This is a genomic window from Ramlibacter ginsenosidimutans (assembly GCF_016654015.1).
Lineage (GTDB): Bacteria > Pseudomonadota > Gammaproteobacteria > Burkholderiales > Burkholderiaceae_C > Ramlibacter > Ramlibacter ginsenosidimutans.
In genome coordinates, this window is sequence record NZ_JAEPWM010000001.1 from 185,423 (window position 1) to 204,746 (window position 19,324).

Genomic DNA, 19,324 nt, shown 5'->3' on the forward strand with positions numbered 1-19,324 from the left:
TGCGTTCTCTTGCGCGGTAAGACGCAATGCTAACCCTTCAGCCGCATCTCCGCCGCGCGGGCATGGGCTTGCAGGCCTTCGCCGTAGGCGAGTTCGGCGGCGACCTTGCCCAGCACCTGGGCGCCGGCTTCGCTCACCTCGATCAGGCTGCTGCGCTTCTGGAAGTCGTATACGCCCAGCGGGCTGGAGAAGCGCGCCGTGGTGCTCGTGGGCAGCACGTGATTCGGGCCGGCGCAGTAGTCGCCTAGCGATTCGCTGGTGTACGCGCCCAGGAAGATCGCGCCGGCGTGGCGCAGCAGCGGCTCCCACCGGTGCGGATCGGCGCTGGCGACCTCCAGGTGTTCCGGCGCGATGCGGTTGCTGATCTCGCACGCCTCTTCCATCGAGCGTGTATGGATCAGGGCGCCCCGGTCATTGAGCGACTTGGCAATGATTTCGGCGCGCGGCATCTCGGGCAGCAGCCGGTCGATCGCGGCCTGCACCTGGGCGATGTAGCCCGCGTCGGGGCAAAGCAGGATGCTTTGCGCCAGTTCGTCGTGCTCGGCCTGCGAGAACAGGTCCATCGCGACCCAGTCCGCCGGCGTGCTGCCGTCGGCCAGCACCAGGATCTCGCTGGGCCCGGCGATCATGTCGATGCCGACCTGGCCGAACACGCGCCGCTTGGCCGCGGCCACGTAGGCGTTGCCGGGGCCGGTGATCTTGTCCACGCGTGGAACCGTTTCGGTGCCGTAGGCCAGCGCCGCGATCGCCTGCGCGCCGCCGATGGTGAACGCCCTGGTGACGCCAGCGACGTGCGCGGCCGCCAGCACCAGCGGATTCTTCTCGCCGCGCGGCGTGGGCACCACCATGATGATTTCGCCCACGCCCGCGACCTGCGCCGGGACGGCGTTCATCAGCACGGAGGACGGATACGCGGCCTTGCCACCCGGCACGTAGATGCCCACGCGGTCGAGCGGCGTGACCTTCTGGCCCAGCAGCGTGCCATCCGCATCGCGGTACGACCAGCTTTCGCCCGACGCCTTCTTCTGCGCCTCGTGGTAGCTGCGCACGCGCGCTGCCGCCATCTCGAGCGCCTCGCGCTGGCTGGCGGGCAGGCCTTCGAAGGCGGTCTTCAGTTCGCCGCGGCGCAACTGCAACTCCGCCATCGAGCCCGCCTTCATGTCGAAGCGGTTGGTGTACTCCACCACCGCAGCATCGCCGCGCTTGCGCACGTCGGCGAGGATGGCCGCGACCGCCTGCTCGATACCCGCGTCGGTGTCGGCGGACCACTGCAGGCGAGCAGTCAGAGCGGCATCGAAGCCGGCGTCGGTGGTCGCGAGGCGCAGGGGACTGGCAGTGAGGCTCATGTCGCGGTGGCCGCCACGGTGCGGGCGAAGACGTCGATCAGGTGGCGGATCGGTTCCTGTTTCAGCTTGAGCGCGGCCTGGTTCACGACCAGGCGCGAGCTGATGTCCATGATGCGTTCCACTTCCACCAGCTTGTTGGCCTTGAGCGTGCCGCCGGTGGACACGAGGTCCACGATGGCGTCGGCCAGGCCGGTGAGCGGCGCGAGCTCCATGCTGCCGTAGAGCTTGATCAGGTCCACGTGCACGCCCTTGGCGGCGAAGAACTCGCGGGCGATGTTCACGTACTTGGTCGCGACCCGCAGCCGCGAGCCCTGGCGCACGGCGAAGGCGTAGTCGAAGTCGGCGCGCACGGCCACGCTCACGCGGCACTTGGCGATCTGCAGGTCCAGCGGCTGCACCAGGCCCTGGCCGCCGTGCTCGATCAACGTGTCCTTGCCGGTCACGCCCAGGTCCGCGCCGCCGTACTGCACATAGGTGGGCACGTCCGTCGCGCGCACCAGCACCACCTGCAGCTGCGGGTCGTTGGTCGCGAGGATCAGCTTGCGCGACTTCTCGGGGTCGTCCAGCACGGAGATCCCGGCCGCCTTCAGCAGCGGCAGGGTCTCGTCGAAGATGCGCCCTTTCGACAGGGCGAGGGTGATCGCGGGTCGTGCCCCGGTGTTCATGGGATCCAATCTATCCGATCGCGCGCGGCCGCCTGGGGCGCCGCCGCCGAACCGGCGCAGACTACTTCACTCTTTCGATGTCCGCGCCGAGCTGCCTGAGTTTGGCTTCCATCTGCTCGTAGCCACGGTCGAGATGGTAAATCCGATCGACCAGGGTTTCGCCGTCGGCCACCAGGCCGGCGATCACCAGGCTGGCGGAAGCGCGCAGGTCGGTGGCCATCACCGAGGCGCCCGAGAGGCGCTCGACGCCGTGGGTCACCGCCACCTTGCCGTCCACGTCGATGCGCGCGCCCATGCGCATGAGCTCGCTCACGTGCATGAAGCGGTTCTCGAAGATGGTCTCGGTGATCTTCGCGTCACCCTCCGCGATGCAGTTGAGCGCCATGAACTGCGCCTGCATGTCGGTGGGGAAGCCGGGGTATTCCGTGGTCTTGAAGCTCTGGGCCTCCAGCCGCCCCTGCGAGCGCACGCGAATGCCGCCCTCGACGGCCTCCACCTGCGCGCCCGCCGCGCGCAACAGGTCGATCACCGCATCGAGGTGGTCGGCGCGGCCGTCGCGCAGGAACACGTTGCCGCCCGTGGCGGCAACGGCGCACAGGAAGGTGCCGCACTCGATGCGGTCGGACACCACGCTGTGCGTGGCGCCGTGCAGCTTCTCGACACCCTGGATGCGGATGCGGCCGCTGCCATGGCCTTCGACCTTGGCGCCCATGGCGACCAGCATCTCGCCGAGGTCGGTGATCTCCGGCTCCTGCGCCGGGTTCTCGAGGATCGTCTCGCCTTCCGCCAGCGCCGCCGCCATCATGAAGTTCTCGGTGCCGGTGACCGTGATCATGTCCGTGCGGATGTGCGCGCCCTTCAGGCGCGTCCAGCCCTTGGGCAGCTTGGCGATCATGTAGCCGTGCTCGATCACGATCTCGGCGCCCATCTTCTGCAGGCCCTTGATGTGCTGGTCCACCGGGCGCGCGCCGATGGCGCAGCCGCCGGGCAGCGACACCGTCGCCTCGCCGAAGCGCGCGAGCAGCGGCCCGAGCGCCAGCACGGAGGCGCGCATGGTCTTCACCATCTCGTAGGGCGCTTCGGGAAAATGCAGTTCGCTGGAGTCGAGCAGCACCGTGCCCTCGGGGCTGAACTCCGCTGTCGCACCCATGTTGCGGATGAGCTTCAGCATCGTCGCCACGTCCTGCAGGCGCGGGATGTTCTTCAGGGTCACCGGCTCGGCGCTGAGCAGGGCCGCGCACAGTTCCGGCAGGGCGGCGTTCTTGGCGCCGGAAATGCGCACTTCGCCATTCAGCGGGCGGCCGCCGCGAATCAGGAGCTTGTCCATGGGCCTTTAGTGAGGAAGCGCCTGCCATTCGGCCGGCGTGAAGGTCTGCATCGACAAGGCATGCACCTCGTCGGTGTGCATTCTCGCACCCAGGGTCGCGTAGACGCGCTGGTGCCGCTGGACAGGACGCAAACCGGCGAACTCGGCTGACACGATGACCGCGGTCCAGTGGCGGCCGTCACCGTCCACCTCGAGGTGGTCGCAGGCGAGCCCGGAGGCGATGAGGGAGCGGAGTTGGTCGGCGGTCATGGGGATGAGGTTCTAGCCGCGGATCTTGTAGCCGATGCGCAGCAGGTGCACGGCAATGGCACCCACCACGAGCATGGCGCTGCCGACGATGCCCAGGCTGAGCCAGGGCGACACGTCGCTCACGCCGAAGAACCCGTAGCGGAAGCCGTCGATCATGTAGAAGAACGGGTTGAGGTGCGAGATGCGCTGCCAGAACGGCGGCAGCGAGTGGATGGAATAGAAGACGCCCGAGAGGAACGTCATCGGCACGATCACGAAGTTCTGGAACGCGGCCATCTGGTCGAACTTCTCGGCCCAGAGGCCCGCGATCAGCCCCAGCGCGCCCAGCATGCCGGCGCCGAGCACCGCGAACAGCAGGATCCACAGGGGGGCAGCGAAGCCCACGTGGGTGAACCACACGGTGATGATGAACACCCCGAGCCCGACGCAGAGCCCCCGCACCATCGAGGCACCGACGTAGGCGATGAACCAGCTCCAGTGCGACAGCGGCGTGAGCAGCACGAAGACGAGGTTGCCCGTGATCTTGCTCTGGATCAGCGAGGAGGAGCTGTTGGCGAACGCGTTCTGCAGCACGCTCATCATCACGAGCCCCGGCACGAGGAACGCGGTGTAGCTGATCTGGTCGTAGACCTTCACGCGGTCCGACAGCACGTGCCCGAAGATCAGCAGGTACAGCAGCGCGGTAAGCACGGGCGCCGCGACGGTCTGGAAGCTCACCTTCCAGAAGCGCAGCACTTCCTTGTACAGGAGCGTTTGCCAGCCGGTCATGCGGGGACTTTCGGCATGCATGCAGATGAACGCAGAGGACGCAAAGGTTTCGCAGAGGACGCAGAAGGAATTCCCTCTTTGGATCGCTTCTTCCTCTGCGTCCTTTGCGTAATCTCTGCGTCCTCTGCGTTCTGATTGGCGAAATTCATGCCGGTACCCTCTCCCGCCCCACCGACATCACGTCGAGGAACACGTCCTCCAGGTCCGGCTTGCGGATTTCGACGTCTTCTACCCGCAGGCCGGCTTGGCGGATGACGGCGAGGTGTTGTTCGATCTCGTGCGCGTCGTGTGCGGGCAATTGCACGATGCGGCCGGTGACGCGCGCCTTGCCTTCGAATTCGCGCGGCAGGGCGCCATCGAGCTTGAAGCGCAGCACGTTGGTGGAAGCGGCCTGCAGCAAGTCGCTGGTGCGCTCCAGCGCCACCACCTTGCCGGCCTTGAGCATGGCGATGCGGCTGCACAGCGCCTCGGCTTCTTCCAGGTAATGGGTCGTGAGCAGCACCGTGTGGCCTTCGCGGTTGAGGCGGGCAATGAACTGCCACAGCGTCTGGCGCAGCTCCACGTCGACGCCCGCGGTCGGCTCGTCCAGCACGATCACCGGCGGGCGATGCACCAGCGCCTGCGCCACCAGCACGCGCCGCTTCATGCCACCCGAGAGCTGACGCATGTTGGCGCTCGCCTTGTCCGCGAGCCCCAGGCTCGCCAGCAGTTCGTCGATCCAGGCCTCGTTGTTCTTGACGCCGAAGTAGCCGGACTGGATACGCAGCGCCTCGCGCACCGTGAAGAACGGGTCGAACACCAGCTCCTGCGGCACCACGCCCAGCTGGCGCCGCGCCAGCTGGTACTCCTGCTGCACGTCATGCCCCTGCACCAGCACGCGGCCGGCGCTCGCGCGCACCAGGCCCGCAAGGATGCTGATGAGGGTCGTCTTGCCTGCGCCGTTGGGACCGAGCAGGCCGAAGAACTCGCCCTGCTCGATGTCGAAGGACACGCCGTCGAGCGCCTGGAAGCTGCCTCGCGCGGTGCTGTAGGTCTTGGAGACGGACTGGAAGGAGATGGCGGGCATGGGCAACCGGCCATTTTACCGCCGGGGCCTGTCCCGCGCCCCGTGGGGGGATCAGGCGGGAACGACCGCCTCCGGCAGCAGTTCAGCCACGCCATACAGCGTGGCGAGCGCGCGCAAGCGCGGCTGCAACTGGTGCACGGCGAAGCTCTTGCCCAGCGCAAGGGCCTCACGCCGGCACTCCAGCAGCACCGCGAGGGCGGACGAGTCGAACTGGCGCAGCGCCGATGCATCGGCCACGGCCTCGCGGGCGGGCTCCGTGCGCAGCGCCTGCGCCAGCATCCGGCAGCAGGCCGTCGCCTGCGCGTGCGTCAGTTCGACCGGGAGCACCAGCACGCGCTCAGCCCTTCTTCGCGACGCCCGCGGCGTTCGAGCGGTTGCGTTCGGCCAGCGTGGCGATCAGGCCGTCGATGCCGCGGGCGTTGACCTCCTGCGCGAACTGCGTGCGGTAGGTCTCCACCAGCCACACACCCAGCACGTTGAGGTTGTAGATCTTCCAGCCGGCGCCCTCCCCCGGCGTCTTCTCGAGCCGGTACTCCAGCTGGATCGGGTCGCCGTGCCCGCGGATTTCGCTGCGCACGATCACGTCGGTGTCCGTCGGCGCCGCGCGCAGGGGCTTCATCGTGATGCTCTCGTCGGAGACCTGCGAGAGCGCGCCCGAATAGGTGCGCACCAGCAGCAGCTTGAACTCCTCCTGCAGGCGCTTGCGCTGCTCCGGCGTGGCTTCCCGCCAGGCCGGCCCCACCGCGGAGGCGGTCATCCGCTGGAAGTTGACGTTCGGCATGATCTTCGCATCGACCACCGCCATGATGTGGTCGATGTCGCCGTTGCGGACCTTGTGGTCGGTGCGGATGGTCGCGAGCAAGTCGTCCGACAGCCGCTTGATGAAGGCGTCCGGCGCTTCGTCGGCCGCCAGCGCGAGCGGCGCCAGGCCGCCGAACAGGACTGCGGTGAAAACTGCGGCCGCCATGCGGCCCAGGGTACGTCGGTTCATGCTTTTCCTTTTCTGTCGGGCCGGGCCCGGTCTCCCTTGGAACAAGTGCGCGCGGCACGCGTTCGCCGCGGCGCTGCGCTCAAGGCAACAGCCTGCAACGGGTCAACGCGCGGGCGCTGGCGCTCGTTGTCCGGCGGGCGGCGGATCGCTGCCGTCCTCGGGCAAGGGCGGCGGCACCTCGTGGTCATCTTCGTCGTGATCGAAGATCTCTGCACGACGGCGCTGCAAATAGGCATCGCGAGTGAAGGAGTACTTGTCCAGGGCTGCCTCGTCCAGGACACTGCTGACCCGCAGCAGATTGGAGCGCGCGTCCACCGCTCGCAGCCCATACGTGACGGCGCGCGCATCATGGGGACGCACACTGCTGATGAGGTCGTAGCGCCAGTCCACGGGCAGTGCGACGGTGTCGCGCAGCGTGGACGGCCCCAGCAGAGGCAGCACCAGGTAAGGCCCCGGTGGCAGGCCCCAGCGGCCCAGCGTCTGCCCGAAGTCCTCGCGATGCCGCTCGATGTTCAGGTCGCTGGCCAGGTCGAAGATGCCGAACAGGCCGAACATCGTGTTCAGGTGGAAGCGTGCGATGTCTTCTTCCGCGTCCTGCAGGTGGAACTGCATCAGCGCATTCGCGGCGGACCACACGTCGCCCAGGTTGCCGAAGAAGTTGGAGACGCCGGTGCGCACCAGCGATGGAACCTTGTCGCGGTACAAGGTCGCGACGGGCTTGAGCACCACCTTGTCCACGCCTTCATTGAAGGCGAAGGTGCCGCGGTTCAGGCGCTCCAGCGGGTCCCGCGGGTTCGGGTGTGCGACCGTGGCGCAGCCACCCAGCAGCGCGAGCGACGCGGCGAGTGCGATGACGGCGGCCGTCAGGCGCGCCGGCTGCGGATCAGGTTTCATTTCTTCGCGGGCGGCGCAGCGGGAGCTTCCGCCGCCTTGTTGTACAGGAACTGTCCGATCAGGTTCTCGAGCACCACCGCGGACTGGGTATTGTTGATCGTATCGCCGCTGGCGAGCACCTTCTCGTCGGCGCCGGCCTCCAGCCCCACGTACTGCTCACCCAGCAGGCCACTGGTCAGGATCTTCAGTGAACTGTCCTTGGGAAACTGATAACGGGAATCCATGGACATGGCCACGTTCGCGCGGAAGGTCTTGTCGTCGAAGCTGATGGATTCCACGCGGCCGACCACCACGCCGGCGCTCTTCACCGCGGCACGCGGCTTGAGGCCGCCGATGTTGTCGAAGCGGGCCATCAGTCGGTACGTGGGCTGGAAACTCAGCGTGAGCAGGTTGGCGGCCTGCAGGGCCAGGAACACCAGCGCGGCGGCGCCGATGAGGACGAACAGCCCCACCCAGACGTCGTTCTTGTTGCGCTCCATGAAACGTTTACTCCTTGATCCTCAGATGCTGAACATCATGGCCGTGAGCACGAAGTCCAGCGCCAGCACGGCGAGCGAGCCCATCACGACGGTGCGGGTCGTCGCGCGCGACACGCCTTCGGGCGTCGGGTGCGCCACGTAGCCCTGCAGCACGGCGATGAAGGTCACCGCCAGCCCGAACACGATGCTCTTGATGACGCCGTTGCCCACGTCCTTGAACACGTCCACGCCTCCCTGCATCTGGCTCCAGAAGGACCCGGGGTCGACCCCGATCAGCACCACGCCGACCAGCCAGCCGCCCAGGATGCCGACGGCGTTGAAGACGGCCGCCAGCAGCGGCATCGCGATCACGCCGCCCCAGAACCTCGGTGCGAGGATACGTTGCACGGGATCGACTGCCATCATCTCCATGGCAGAGAGCTGCTCGCCCGCCTTCATCAGGCCGATCTCTGCGGTCAGCGAGGTGCCCGCGCGGCCGGCGAACAGCAAGGCGGTGACCACGGGCCCGAGCTCGCGCACCAGGCTCAGCGCCACCATCAGGCCCAGCGCTTCGGAGGAGCCATAGCGCTGCAGGATGTAGTAGCCCTGCAGCGCCAGTACGAAGCCGACGAACAGGCCGGACACGCCGATGATCGCGAGCGAATAGTTGCCCAGGAAGTGCACCTGGTCGCGCACCAGCCGGCCCCGCGCGAAGGTCGGTCCGACCAGGGCCAGCAGCCGCCCGAGCAGGCGCGCCGAGTGGCCGACGTCCGCCAGCTTGGTGCGCACGGCGAAGCCCACGTCGGCAGGACGCCACCAGGTCATGGCGCCCGCCCGGCCGCCCGAAGGGCGCCACGCCCCCCATGGCCATGGGGGGGCAGCAAACGAAGTTTGCGTGGGGGGCTCATTTCTCCAGGCCTCCGCTGAAATCCTCGGCGACCGTGGGGCCCGGGTAGTGGAAATGCACGGGGCCTTCCGGCAGCGCGTGCACGAACTGGTGCACCAGGGGATCGTCGGAACCACGCACTTCCGCTGGCGCGCCCTGCGCAGCGATGCGGCCGTTGGCCAGCACGATCACGTGGTCGGCGATGCGGAACGTCTCCTCCAGGTCGTGCGACACGACGATGCTGGTGATGCCGAGCGTGTCGTTCAACTGCCGGATCAGGTGGGCCGCGGTGCCCAGCGAGATGGGATCGAGGCCGGCGAACGGTTCGTCGTACATCACCAGGTCCGGGTCCAGCGCGATCGCGCGCGCGAGGGCGACGCGCCGCGCCATGCCGCCCGACACCTCGCTGGGCATCAGGTCGCGGGCGCCGCGCAGGCCGACGGCGTTCAGCTTCATCAGCACGATGTCGCGCACCAGGCTTTCCGGCAGGCCGGCGTGCTCGCGCAGCGGGAAGGCCACGTTGTCGAACACGGAGAGATCGGTGAACAGCGCGCCGAACTGGAACAGCATGCCCATGCGGCGACGCATGCGATAGAGCCCGTCGCGGTCCAGCCCGGGGATGCTCTCGCCGTCGAACAGGATGTCGCCGCCCTGCGGACGCACCTGGCCCCCGATCAGGCGCAGCACCGTGGTCTTGCCGCCGCCGGACGCGCCCATGAGCGCCGTCACCTTGCCGCGCGGCACGGTGAAGCTCACGTCGTCGAGGATGCGCCGCTGGTCATAGCCGAAGCTCAGGTTGCGGCATTCGACCAGCGCGCTCGCGTCGGGATCGGTCATCCGGGGGAAGAGGGCCGCGGCGGGCGCGGCCGGTAATACAAACCCGGAATGATAGGAGGTTTGCTGATCAGCAGACTTACCGGGGGCTTAGGACCGGCCGGCGTGTGGCGTCAACGCGGCAAGTCGCTGAATCCCATGAGGAATTCGTCCACCGAGCGCGCCGCTTGTCGGCCCTCCCGAATGGCCCAGACGACCAGCGACTGGCCCCGCCGCATGTCACCCGCCGCAAACACCTTCGGGACATTCGTCACATAGCCGCCGTGGAAATCCGTGCTGGCCTTGGCGTTGCCGCGCGCATCCTTTTCCACGCCGAAGCCGTCGAGGATGGACTGCACGGGACTCACGAAGCCCATGGCGAGCAGCACGAGGTCGGCCTGGTATTCCTTTTCGCTGCCCGGGATCTCGACGAACTTGCCGTCCTTCATCTCCACGTGCACGGTCTTCAGGCCGGTGACCTTGCCCTTCTCGCCGACGAACGCCTTGGTCGCGATCGCGAACTCGCGCTGCACCCCTTCCTCGTGCGAGGAGGACGTGCGCAGCTTGTACGGCCAGTAGGGCCAGGTCAGCGCCTTGTTCTCTTCCTCGGGTGGCATGGGCATCAGCTCGAACTGCACCACGCTTTTCGCGCCATGGCGGTTGCTGGTTCCCACGCAGTCGCTGCCGGTGTCGCCGCCGCCGATCACGATGACGTGCTTGCCGTCCGCGCGGATCTGGCCCTTCACCTTGTCGCCGGCGTTGATCTTGTTCTGCTGCGGCAGGAACTCCATCGCGAAGTGGATCCCGTCCAGGTCACGCCCGGGGACGGGCAGGTCGCGCGATTGTTCGGCGCCGCCGGTGAGCAGCACCGCGTCGAACTGCTCCTGCAGCTGCTTCGGCGTGATCGTTTCCTTCGCCCAGTTCGTGACCTTCGAGTCCTTGGGCAGCTCGCCGACCATCACGCCCGTGCGCATCGTCACGCCCTCGGCCTTCATCTGCTCGACGCGGCGGTCGATGTGGACCTTCTCCATCTTGAAGTCGGGGATGCCGTAGCGCAGCAGGCCGCCGATGCGGTCGTTCTTCTCGAACAGCGTCACGTCGTGGCCGGCGCGCGCAAGCTGCTGCGCGGCGGCCATGCCGGCCGGGCCGGAGCCGACCACGGCGACCTTCTTGCCGGTCCGGATGCGCGGGGCACGGGGTTGCACCCAGCCGTGGTCCCAGGCGCGGTCGATGATCGCGTGCTCCAGCGACTTGATGCCGACCGGCTCCGCGTTGTAGTTCAGCGTGCAGGCAGCCTCGCACGGCGCGGGGCAGATGCGACCGGTGAACTCGGGGAAGTTGTTGGTCGAGTCCAGCACCTGCCAGGCGTTCTTCCAGTCCTGCTGGTAGACGAGGTCGTTGAAGTCCGGAATGATGTTGTTGACCGGGCAGCCCGAGTTGCAGAAGGGCGTGCCGCAGTCCATGCAGCGTGCCGCCTGCACCTTGGACTCCGCGTCCGTGAGCCCGATGACGAATTCCTTGTAGTGCTTCACGCGCTCGGGGACGGGCTTGTAGCCCTCCTCGAGACGCTCGAATTCCATGAAGCCGGTGACTTTTCCCATGATGTTTCTTCGTCCTCTTACTTCGCCGGCGCCGTCTCGCGCTGCATCGCGGCTTCCTGGTTGTTGCCCACGCTCGCGAGCTCCACTTCGCGCTCGTGCATTTCGGCCAGGGCGCGCTTGTACTCGTTGGGGAACACCTTGACGAACTTCATGCGGGCATTCGTCCAGTCGTCCAGCAGCTCGCGGGCACGGCGGCTGCCGGTCCAGCGGTTGTGCTCCTCCAGCAGCTTCCTGAGCAGCGCCTCGTCGGTCTCGTCGCGGTGCAGCTTGGTCTGGCCGGAACCGGCCTTCTGTTCGGCGGTCGTGCCCACGCGCTCGAGCGAGACCATCGCGGTGTTGCAGCGGCTCGCGAACTTGCCGTCCTCGTCGTACACGTAGGCGATGCCGCCCGACATGCCGGCCGCGAAGTTGCGGCCAGTCTTGCCCAGGACAACGACCGTGCCGCCGGTCATGTACTCGCAGCCGTGGTCGCCCGTGCCCTCGACGACGGCCGTCGCGCCGGACAGGCGCACGGCAAAGCGCTCGCCCGCGACGCCGGCGAAGAAGGCTTCGCCCGAGGTCGCGCCGTACAGCGCGGTGTTGCCGATGATGATGTTCTTGGTCGCTTCGCCGCGGAAGTCGATCGACGGGCGCACCACCACGCGGCCGCCGGACAGGCCCTTGCCGGTGTAGTCGTTCGCGTCGCCGATCAGGTACAGCGTGATGCCCCTGGCGAGGAAGGCGCCGAAGGACTGGCCGCCCGTGCCTTCCAGCTGGATGCGCAGCGTGTCGTCGGGCAGGCCTTCCGGGTGCACGCGGGTCAGCGCGCCCGAGAGCATCGCGCCCACGGAGCGGTTCACGTTGCGGGCGTGCTCCATGAACTGCACCTTCTCGCCGCGCTCGATCGCCGCCCGCGACTTCTCGATCAGCACCCGGTCGAGGCTCTTTTCCAGCTTGTGGTCCTGCTGCTCGCAGTGGAAGCGCGGCACGTCGGCCGGCACCTGCGGCTGCGCGAACAGGCGGGTGAAGTCGAGGCCGCGCGCCTTCCAGTGCGCGATGCCCTTCTTCGTGTCCAGCAAGTCGGCGCGGCCGATCAGGTCGTCGAACTTGCGGATGCCCAGTTGCGCCATGATCTGGCGCACTTCCTCGGCGACGAAGAAGAAGTAGTTGACGACGTGCTCGGGCTTGCCCGAGAACTTCTTGCGCAGCACCGGGTCCTGCGTGGCCACGCCCACCGGGCAGGTGTTCAGGTGGCACTTGCGCATCATGATGCAGCCCTCGACCACCAGCGGCGCGGTGGCGAAGCCGAATTCGTCGGCGCCGAGCAGCGCGCCGATGACGACGTCGCGGCCGGTCTTCATCTGGCCGTCCGCCTGCACGCGGATGCGGCCGCGCAGGCGGTTGAGCACCAGCGTCTGCTGCGTTTCGGCCAGCCCGATTTCCCAGGGCGAGCCGGCGTGCTTGATCGACGACCAGGGCGACGCGCCCGTGCCGCCGTCATGCCCGGCGATCACCACGTGGTCGGCCTTGCACTTCGCGACGCCGGCGGCGATGGTGCCCACGCCGACTTCGGACACCAGCTTCACGCTGATGGAGGACTGCGTCGCGACGTTCTTCAGGTCGTGGATCAGTTGCGCGAGATCCTCGATCGAATAGATGTCGTGGTGCGGCGGCGGCGAGATCAGGCCCACGCCGGGCACCGAGTACCGCAGCTTGCCGATGTACTTGGAGACCTTGCCGCCGGGCAGCTGGCCGCCTTCGCCGGGCTTGGCCCCCTGCGCCATCTTGATCTGGATCTGGTCGGAGGACGACAGGTACTCCGCGGTCACGCCGAAGCGGCCCGAGGCCACCTGCTTGATGCGCGAACGCAGCGAGTCGCCGTCCTTCAGCGGGATGTCCACCTCGACGACGTCGCGCCCGATGATGTCGGCCATGGTCTGGCCGGTCTTGATCGGGATGCCCTTCAACTCCTGGCGATAGCGCGCCGGGTCCTCGCCGCCTTCACCGGTGTTGCTCTTGCCGCCGATGCGGTTCATGGCGATCGCCAGCGTGGCGTGCGCTTCGGTGGAGATCGAGCCGAGCGACATCGCGCCTGTGGCGAAGCGCTTGACGATCTCCTTGGCCGATTCGACCTCGTCGACCGGGATCGCGCGCGACGGGTCCACGCGGAACTCGAACAGGCCGCGCAGCGTCATGTGGCGGCGGCTCTGGTCGTTGATGAGCTGCGCGTATTCCTTGTACGTGTTCCAGTTGTTCGCGCGCGCGCTGTGCTGCAGCTTGGCGATCGCGTCGGGCGTCCACATGTGCTCTTCGCCGCGGGTGCGCCAGGCGTACTCGCCGCCGGCGTCGAGCATGGTGGACAGCACCGGGTCGTTGCCGAACGCGGCGCGGTGCAGCCGGATCGCTTCCTCGGCGATCTCGAACACGCCGATGCCCTCGACGCGGCTCGCCGTGCCGGTGAAGTACTTGGCCACGGTGTCGCTGTTGATGCCGATGGCTTCGAACAGCTGGGCGCCGCAGTAGGACATGTACGTGGACACGCCCATCTTGGACATGATCTTCGACAGGCCCTTGCCGATCGCCTTCACGTAGTTGTAGATGGCCTTCTCGGGGCTCAGGTCGCCCGGCAGGTCCTTGTGGATGGAGACCAGCGTCTCCATCGCGAGGTAGGGATGCACGGCTTCGGCGCCGTAGCCGGCCAGCACGCCGAAGTGATGCACCTCGCGCGCCGATCCGGTCTCGACGACCAGGCCGGCGGTCGTGCGCAGGCCTTCGCGGATCAGGTGCTGGTGGATGGACGACAGCGCCAGCAGCGCGGGGATCGCGACCTGCTCGGGCGACACGCCGCGGTCGCTGATGATCAGGATGTTGTGGCCGCTCTTGAGCGCGTCCACGGCTTCCGCGTTCAGCGAAGCCAGCTTGGCCTCGACGCCTTCATGGCCCCACGACAGCGGATAGGTGATGTCGAGCGTATAGCTGCGGAACTTGCCGTGCGTGTGCTTCTCGATCTCGCGCAGCTTCTGCATGTCGGCGAAGTCGAGGATGGGCTGGCTCACTTCCAGCCGCATCGGCGGGTTGACCTGGTTGATGTCCAGCAGGTTCGGCTTCGGCCCGATGAAGGAGACGAGCGACATCACGATCGCTTCGCGGATCGGGTCGATCGGCGGGTTCGTCACCTGCGCGAACAGCTGCTTGAAGTAGTTGTACAGCGGCTTGTTACGGTCGGACAGGACGGCCAGCGGGCTGTCGTTGCCCATCGATCCGATGCCTTCCTCGCCGGCCTGCGCCATGGGCGACATCAGGAACTTGATGTCTTCCTGGGTGTAGCCGAAGGCCTGCTGGCGATCGAGCAGCTCCAGCTGCGCGGCGGGCGCCACGCCCGAGGTCTCGGACAGGTCGTCCAGCTTGATGCGCAGGTTCTCGATCCACTGCTTGTAGGGCTTGGCGTTGGCGAGCGAGGACTTCAGCTCCTCGTCGTCGATCATGCGGCCCTGCTCCAGGTCGATCAGGAACATCCGGCCGGGCTGCAGGCGCCACTTGCGCACGATCTTGTTCTCCGGCACCGGCAGCACGCCGGACTCGGAGGCCATGATCACGAGGTCGTCGTCGGTCACGCAGTAGCGCGAGGGCCGCAGGCCGTTGCGGTCCAGCGTGGCGCCGATCTGGCGGCCGTCGGTGAACACGATGGAGGCGGGGCCGTCCCACGGCTCGAGCATCGAGGCGTGGTACTCGTAGAAGGCCTTGCGGCGCTCGTCCATCAGCGTGTGCTGCTCCCAGGGCTCCGGGATCATCATCATCACGGCCTGCGCGAGCGGGTAGCCCGCCATCGTCAGCAGCTCGAGGCAGTTGTCGAAGGTGGCGGTGTCGGACTGGTCGGGGAAGCTGATCGGGTACAGCTTCTTCAGGTCGGCGGAGAGCACCGGCGAGGACATCACGCCTTCGCGCGCCTTCATCCAGTTGTAGTTGCCCTTCACCGTGTTGATTTCGCCGTTGTGGGCGACGTAGCGGTACGGGTGGGCCAGCGGCCACTCGGGGAAGGTGTTGGTGGAGAAGCGCTGGTGCACCAGGCCCAGCGCGGACACGCAGCGCGGGTCCTGCAGGTCCTTGAAGTACACGCCGACCTGGTCGGCAAGCAGCAGGCCCTTGTAGATGACGGTGCGGCTGGAGAAGCTGGGGACGTAGTACTCCTTGGAGTGCTTCAGCATCAGCTTCTGGATGGCGGCGCTCGCCGTCTTGCGGATCACGTACAGCTTGCGCTCGAGGGCGTCCTGCACGATGACGTCGCTGCCGCGGCCGACGAACACCTGCTTCAGGATCGGCTCCTTGGCGCGCACCGCGGGCGACATCGGCATGTCACGGTCCACCGGCACGTCGCGCCAGCCGAGCAGCACCTGGCCTTCCGCCTTGATGGCGCGCTCCAGTTCCTGTTCGCAGGCAAGCCGTGAGGCGTGTTCCTTCGGCAGGAAAATCATGCCGACGCCATACTCGCCGGGCGGCGGCAGTTCGACGCCCTGCGCCGCCATTTCCTCGCGGTACAGCGCGTCGGGCAGCTGGATCAGGATGCCGGCGCCGTCGCCCATCAGCTTGTCCGCGCCAACGGCGCCGCGGTGATCGAGGTTCTCGAGGATCTTCAGCGCCTGCGAAACGATGCCGTGGCTCTTCTCGCCCTTGATATGGGCTACGAAGCCGACGCCGCACGCGTCATGCTCGTTGGCGCCCGTGTACAGGCCGTGTTCTTGCAAATGAGCGATCTCGGCAGCCGTGGTCATGGCGCGCACCTCTGGGAATTCGGGGAAAACCCGAGGTTACTGCACTGCAGCAGCCCTGCCAAGCAAAATAATTGGGGTCAGATTCCAATTACCCGACGCCGATCTCCCGGGTCTACTTAATTAGGGACGGATCATCCGTGCGCCGGACCGGCCGTCCCGCCTGCCCCTTCACCACCCTGCGCTGGGTCCGGCGCTGCAGGTCGGCGACATAGTCGGGCTCGCCCAAGGCCCAGCCCCGCAGCGTCGCATCGGTGAGCGCTAGCTTGTCCGTTTCCCGGATGCCGGCGCGGACCAGTGACCCATACGCGACGTCACGGGCAAAGGGCGTGTTGCCCAGCTCCCAATACAGCGGATGCGGCGTGATGAGCTTGTCCGTGCGCCGGCCGATGTAGTGCAGGTAGCTCGACCACGGGTAGTCCGCCGGATCCGCGACCATCCCGGCGCGCACCGGATTCAGGTCCATGTACACCATGCACGCGAGCAGGTAGCGCTCCGCCTGGATCAGCGTCGAGCGATAACGGCCTTCCCACAACGTCCCCGTGCGCGCCTGGCGCAGGTTGTAGTTGCGCACGTAGCGTCGCCCGACGGCCTGCATCATCTGCGGGATGCCGTCGGCCGTCTCGGGGGTGGCCAGCAGGTGGAAATGATTGCTCATGAGAACGTACGCGTGCACGGCAACCTGTTGCTTGCGCGCGTGTTCGTCGATGAGGTTCAGCAGCAGTTCGTAGTCGGCCGTCCCGCTGAAGATGGGCTGCCGGTTGTTGCCGCGCTGGATGATGTGATGCGGATAGCCCGGGATCGTCAACCGTGGAAGGCGCGCCATCCCGGCATCTTAATTGGAATCTGACCCCATTTCCGCAGATTCTCCCTCGGTCGCTGCAAGCGCCGGCAGGCCGGGATAGCGCAGAGGCTCCAGCCCGCCCAGGCCGAACTCCGCGAGCAAGGCGCGCAGGCGCTGCGCCGCACTGCGCTTGCGCTGCCCGGTCCAGCGCGCCAGGATCAGCTCGTTCTTCATCGAGTGCTCCCAGCCGACCAGTTCCGTCACCGTGACCTGGTAGCCCATGGCCTCCAGGTACAGGCAACGCAGCACGTTGGTGAGCTGGCTGCCCATCTCGCGCGTGTGCAGCGGGTGGCGCCAGAGCTCCGCGAGGGGCGTGCGCGCCAGGTCCAGCGCCTTGTGCTGCCGCAGCACGCTGGCGAGCTCCGCCTGGCAGCAAGGCACCAGCACCATGAAGCGCGCCTGCTTGCGCAAGCCGAAGGCGATCGCGTCGTCGGTCGCCGTGTCGCACGCATGCAGCGCCGTGACCATGTCGATGCGCTCCGGCAGGCCCGCCGCATCGGCCGCATCGGCCGCGCTCAGGTGCAGGAAGCTCATGCGCTCGAAGCCGAGCCGTGCCGCGAGTTCGCGCGAGCGCGCTACCAGTTCGCTGCGCGTCTCGATGCCGTAGATGTGGCCCACGCCACGCGGCTGGAAGAAAAGGTCGTACAGGATGAATCCCAGGTACGACTTGCCCGCGCCGTGGTCGGCCAGCGTCGGATGCCCGGGCGCGGCGGGGATCTCGAGCAGCAGCTTCTCGATGAACTGCACGAGGTGATGCACCTGCTTGAGCTTGCGCCGCGCATCCTGGTTGATGCGTCCCTCGCGCGTGAGGATGTGCAGCTCCTTCAGCAGCTCGATCGACTGCCCGGGCTGCAGGCCGAGCTCCTCGCGGACGTCCTTCTTCATCGCGAAGGCCCCACTTCGAGCGCATCCCAGCCGGCCTGCCCCAGTGCGCGCAGCCGCTCCATGTTCGCCTCGTAGATGGCGGAGGCATCGGGAAAGGCTGCGACCGCGCGGTCGATGCTCGCTTCGCGCAGGAGGTGCAGCGTGGGCCAGGGCGAGCGGTTCGTGCAGTTGGTGACGTCCGCCTCGTCCGTTCCCGCGAACACGAAGCGCGGGTGGAAATGGGCGACCTGCACTTCGCCTTCTAGGCCGCGCTTGCGCAAGAGGCGCTCGGCCCGCGCCACCACATCGAGGAAGCCGAGGAAATCGTCCATGCCGCGGGGGATCACCAGCAGCGTCGTGTCGCGCTCGTCGGCGTCGCAGGCGAGCAGCGCATCCAGTTCCTGCGCGAACGCTTCCAGGATGCCTGCGGGATCGTCGCGCTCGGTCGCGGCGAAGTGCACCTGTCCCTTCACCAGCACAGCCTTCGCGAACGGGCAGAGGTTGAGGCCCACCACGGCACGCTCGAGCCAGCGGCGCGTGTCTTGCAGCGCAGGTTCCAGGTTCGTCACCGCCGGATTTTACGGGCGGGCCCGCGAGGCCGTCCGGGGACCGGCAGGGTGACCCGCGAGGAAGCGGGAGATCGCGACTGCGATCACCATGCCGGTCGCCGCGAGCGATCCCGTCACCCACCAGATCACATGCCAGCCGCCGGCGCGCGCGGCGGCCCACGCTGCCAGCGGCGGTCCGACGAACTGGCCGAAGGCCGACAGTTGCTGCATCCAGCCGATGGTGGTCGAGACCGTGCTCTCGTCCGGCGCCACGCGCACGCCGATGGAAAACAGGGTGCCGGGCACGAGCCCGCCCACGGTGGAGAACAGCAGCACGCCCGCGTAGCGGATCGCGGCCACCTGCACGCCGCCCTCGCCCCACTGGGCGAACGCGACGATGGCGCCAACCAGCATCGCGCCATAGCCGGTGAGGAGCAGCGCCGCGGCCGGGACGCGGCGTTGCAGCAAGCGGCCCGCACCGATGTTGCCTGCCATGTTGACGGCCGCCGCGAACGCAGTGGCGACGGCGGTGTAAGCGACAGGCAAACCAGCCTGCGCATAGATGGTCGGCAGGAAACCCACCACCGCCAGCCACTGCGACGAGTAGACGGCGAAGGCCAGCGAAGCGAGCCAGGGTCCGCGCGAGCGGATCGTGCGAACGATGCGCCGGCCCGGTGCAACCGACATCCCCGCGCGCACATCTCCCGACGCAGGGACAGCGATGAACAGGACGACGGCCATCACCAGCGAGAGCGTGGCCAGCAACCACCACCAGCCGGGCCAGCCCGTCAGCGCAATGAAGCCCGGACCGACGAGCAATGCCGCGGCCGTGCCGAAGGGCATGTACGCACCCCAGAGACCCAGCATCGCGCTCAAGCGAGCGGGCTCGACGAGCCGGCGGATCAGGCCCGGCGCGGGAAGCGAGGCGAGCAGGAAGCCGACGCCTTCGGCTGCGCGCAAGGCCATGAGCGCCGCGGCCGAGTGCACGGCGCCTCCCGCGAAACTCGCGGCAGACAGGATCAGCAAGCCGAGCACCATCGTGCGGCGCGGTCCCAGCGAATCCGCGGCCGCACCGATGGCGAGGCCCAGGGTCATGCCGGCGAGTTGCACGAGCGACAGCAGGAAGCCGGCCTGCACGAGGCCGATGTGCAGGGACTCGCGCAGCACGGGCAAGGCGGGCGGCAGCTTGCCGACATGCAGGGCCGCGCTGATGCCCGCGAGCACGACCACCAGCGCCGGATCGATCCTCCGCGTCACCG

18 protein-coding genes are annotated in these 19,324 nt (G+C 67.6%); all 18 read right to left on the reverse strand.

Annotated elements, in window-relative coordinates; genetic code table 11:
• Positions 1 to 29 precede the first annotated feature (29 nt).
• The 18 genes from hisD to JJB11_RS01070 all read right to left on the reverse strand — a co-directional run bounded on the left by hisD (position 30) and on the right by JJB11_RS01070 (position 19,322).
• A complete protein-coding gene (hisD, locus tag JJB11_RS00985; RefSeq protein ID WP_201166037.1) occupies positions 30 to 1,346 on the reverse strand; it encodes a histidinol dehydrogenase in 1,317 nt (438 codons plus the stop codon).
• On the reverse strand, positions 1,343 to 2,011 hold the full coding sequence (gene hisG, locus JJB11_RS00990) for an ATP phosphoribosyltransferase (RefSeq protein ID WP_201166038.1): 669 nt from the start codon (positions 2,009 to 2,011) through the stop codon (positions 1,343 to 1,345). The genes hisD and hisG overlap by 4 nt, the downstream gene beginning before the upstream one ends.
• Positions 2,012 to 2,072: 61 nt before the next feature.
• Entirely contained in the window at positions 2,073 to 3,338 is a 1,266-nt protein-coding gene (gene murA, locus JJB11_RS00995; protein WP_201166039.1) for a UDP-N-acetylglucosamine 1-carboxyvinyltransferase, read from the reverse strand.
• A gap of 6 nt (positions 3,339 to 3,344) precedes the next feature.
• Complete coding sequence (locus JJB11_RS01000; protein WP_201166040.1) at positions 3,345 to 3,587, reverse strand: BolA family protein; 243 nt, start codon at positions 3,585 to 3,587, stop codon at positions 3,345 to 3,347.
• Positions 3,588 to 3,599: 12 nt separating this feature from the next.
• Entirely contained in the window at positions 3,600 to 4,355 is a 756-nt protein-coding gene (locus JJB11_RS01005) for an ABC transporter permease (RefSeq protein ID WP_201166041.1), read from the reverse strand.
• 145 nt (positions 4,356 to 4,500) lie between these two features.
• Positions 4,501 to 5,421: an ABC transporter ATP-binding protein gene (locus JJB11_RS01010; RefSeq protein ID WP_201166042.1), complete on the reverse strand. Its 921-nt coding sequence runs from the start codon at positions 5,419 to 5,421 to the stop codon at positions 4,501 to 4,503.
• A gap of 51 nt (positions 5,422 to 5,472) precedes the next feature.
• Entirely contained in the window at positions 5,473 to 5,754 is a 282-nt protein-coding gene (locus JJB11_RS01015) for an STAS domain-containing protein (protein WP_201166043.1), read from the reverse strand.
• Between the two features lie 4 nt (positions 5,755 to 5,758).
• Positions 5,759 to 6,412 (reverse strand): MlaC/ttg2D family ABC transporter substrate-binding protein, encoded by a 654-nt coding sequence (locus JJB11_RS01020; RefSeq protein WP_201166044.1) that lies wholly within the window; start codon positions 6,410 to 6,412, stop codon positions 5,759 to 5,761.
• 102 nt (positions 6,413 to 6,514) lie between these two features.
• On the reverse strand, positions 6,515 to 7,306 hold the full coding sequence (locus JJB11_RS01025; RefSeq protein WP_201166045.1) for an MlaA family lipoprotein: 792 nt from the start codon (positions 7,304 to 7,306) through the stop codon (positions 6,515 to 6,517).
• Positions 7,303 to 7,785, reverse strand: a complete 483-nt coding sequence (gene mlaD / locus JJB11_RS01030; protein ID WP_201166046.1) for an outer membrane lipid asymmetry maintenance protein MlaD — start codon at positions 7,783 to 7,785, stop codon at positions 7,303 to 7,305. The genes JJB11_RS01025 and mlaD overlap by 4 nt, the downstream gene beginning before the upstream one ends.
• A 21-nt stretch (positions 7,786 to 7,806) precedes the next feature.
• Entirely contained in the window at positions 7,807 to 8,589 is a 783-nt protein-coding gene (mlaE, locus tag JJB11_RS01035) for a lipid asymmetry maintenance ABC transporter permease subunit MlaE (RefSeq protein ID WP_201166047.1), read from the reverse strand.
• 79 nt (positions 8,590 to 8,668) lie between these two features.
• The gene (locus tag JJB11_RS01040; RefSeq protein WP_201166048.1) at positions 8,669 to 9,487 is read right to left on the reverse strand and encodes an ABC transporter ATP-binding protein; all 819 of its coding nucleotides are present in this window, start codon (positions 9,485 to 9,487) and stop codon (positions 8,669 to 8,671) included.
• 110 nt (positions 9,488 to 9,597) lie between these two features.
• Entirely contained in the window at positions 9,598 to 11,064 is a 1,467-nt protein-coding gene (locus tag JJB11_RS01045; RefSeq protein WP_201166049.1) for a glutamate synthase subunit beta, read from the reverse strand.
• Between the two features lie 17 nt (positions 11,065 to 11,081).
• Positions 11,082 to 15,812: a glutamate synthase-related protein gene (locus JJB11_RS01050; RefSeq protein WP_201166050.1), complete on the reverse strand. Its 4,731-nt coding sequence runs from the start codon at positions 15,810 to 15,812 to the stop codon at positions 11,082 to 11,084.
• A gap of 112 nt (positions 15,813 to 15,924) precedes the next feature.
• Positions 15,925 to 16,635, reverse strand: coding sequence for an REP-associated tyrosine transposase (locus JJB11_RS01055; RefSeq protein WP_201166051.1), 711 nt, complete (start codon positions 16,633 to 16,635; stop codon positions 15,925 to 15,927).
• 9 nt (positions 16,636 to 16,644) lie between these two features.
• Positions 16,645 to 17,538, reverse strand: a complete 894-nt coding sequence (locus JJB11_RS01060) for a class I SAM-dependent methyltransferase (protein WP_201166052.1) — start codon at positions 17,536 to 17,538, stop codon at positions 16,645 to 16,647.
• The gene (locus tag JJB11_RS01065; protein WP_201166053.1) at positions 17,535 to 18,086 is read right to left on the reverse strand and encodes a DUF1415 family protein; all 552 of its coding nucleotides are present in this window, start codon (positions 18,084 to 18,086) and stop codon (positions 17,535 to 17,537) included. Before JJB11_RS01065 ends, JJB11_RS01060 begins: the two co-directional genes overlap by 4 nt.
• A 9-nt stretch (positions 18,087 to 18,095) precedes the next feature.
• Positions 18,096 to 19,322: an MFS transporter gene (locus JJB11_RS01070; RefSeq protein WP_201166054.1), complete on the reverse strand. Its 1,227-nt coding sequence runs from the start codon at positions 19,320 to 19,322 to the stop codon at positions 18,096 to 18,098.
• Positions 19,323 to 19,324 lie beyond the last annotated feature (2 nt).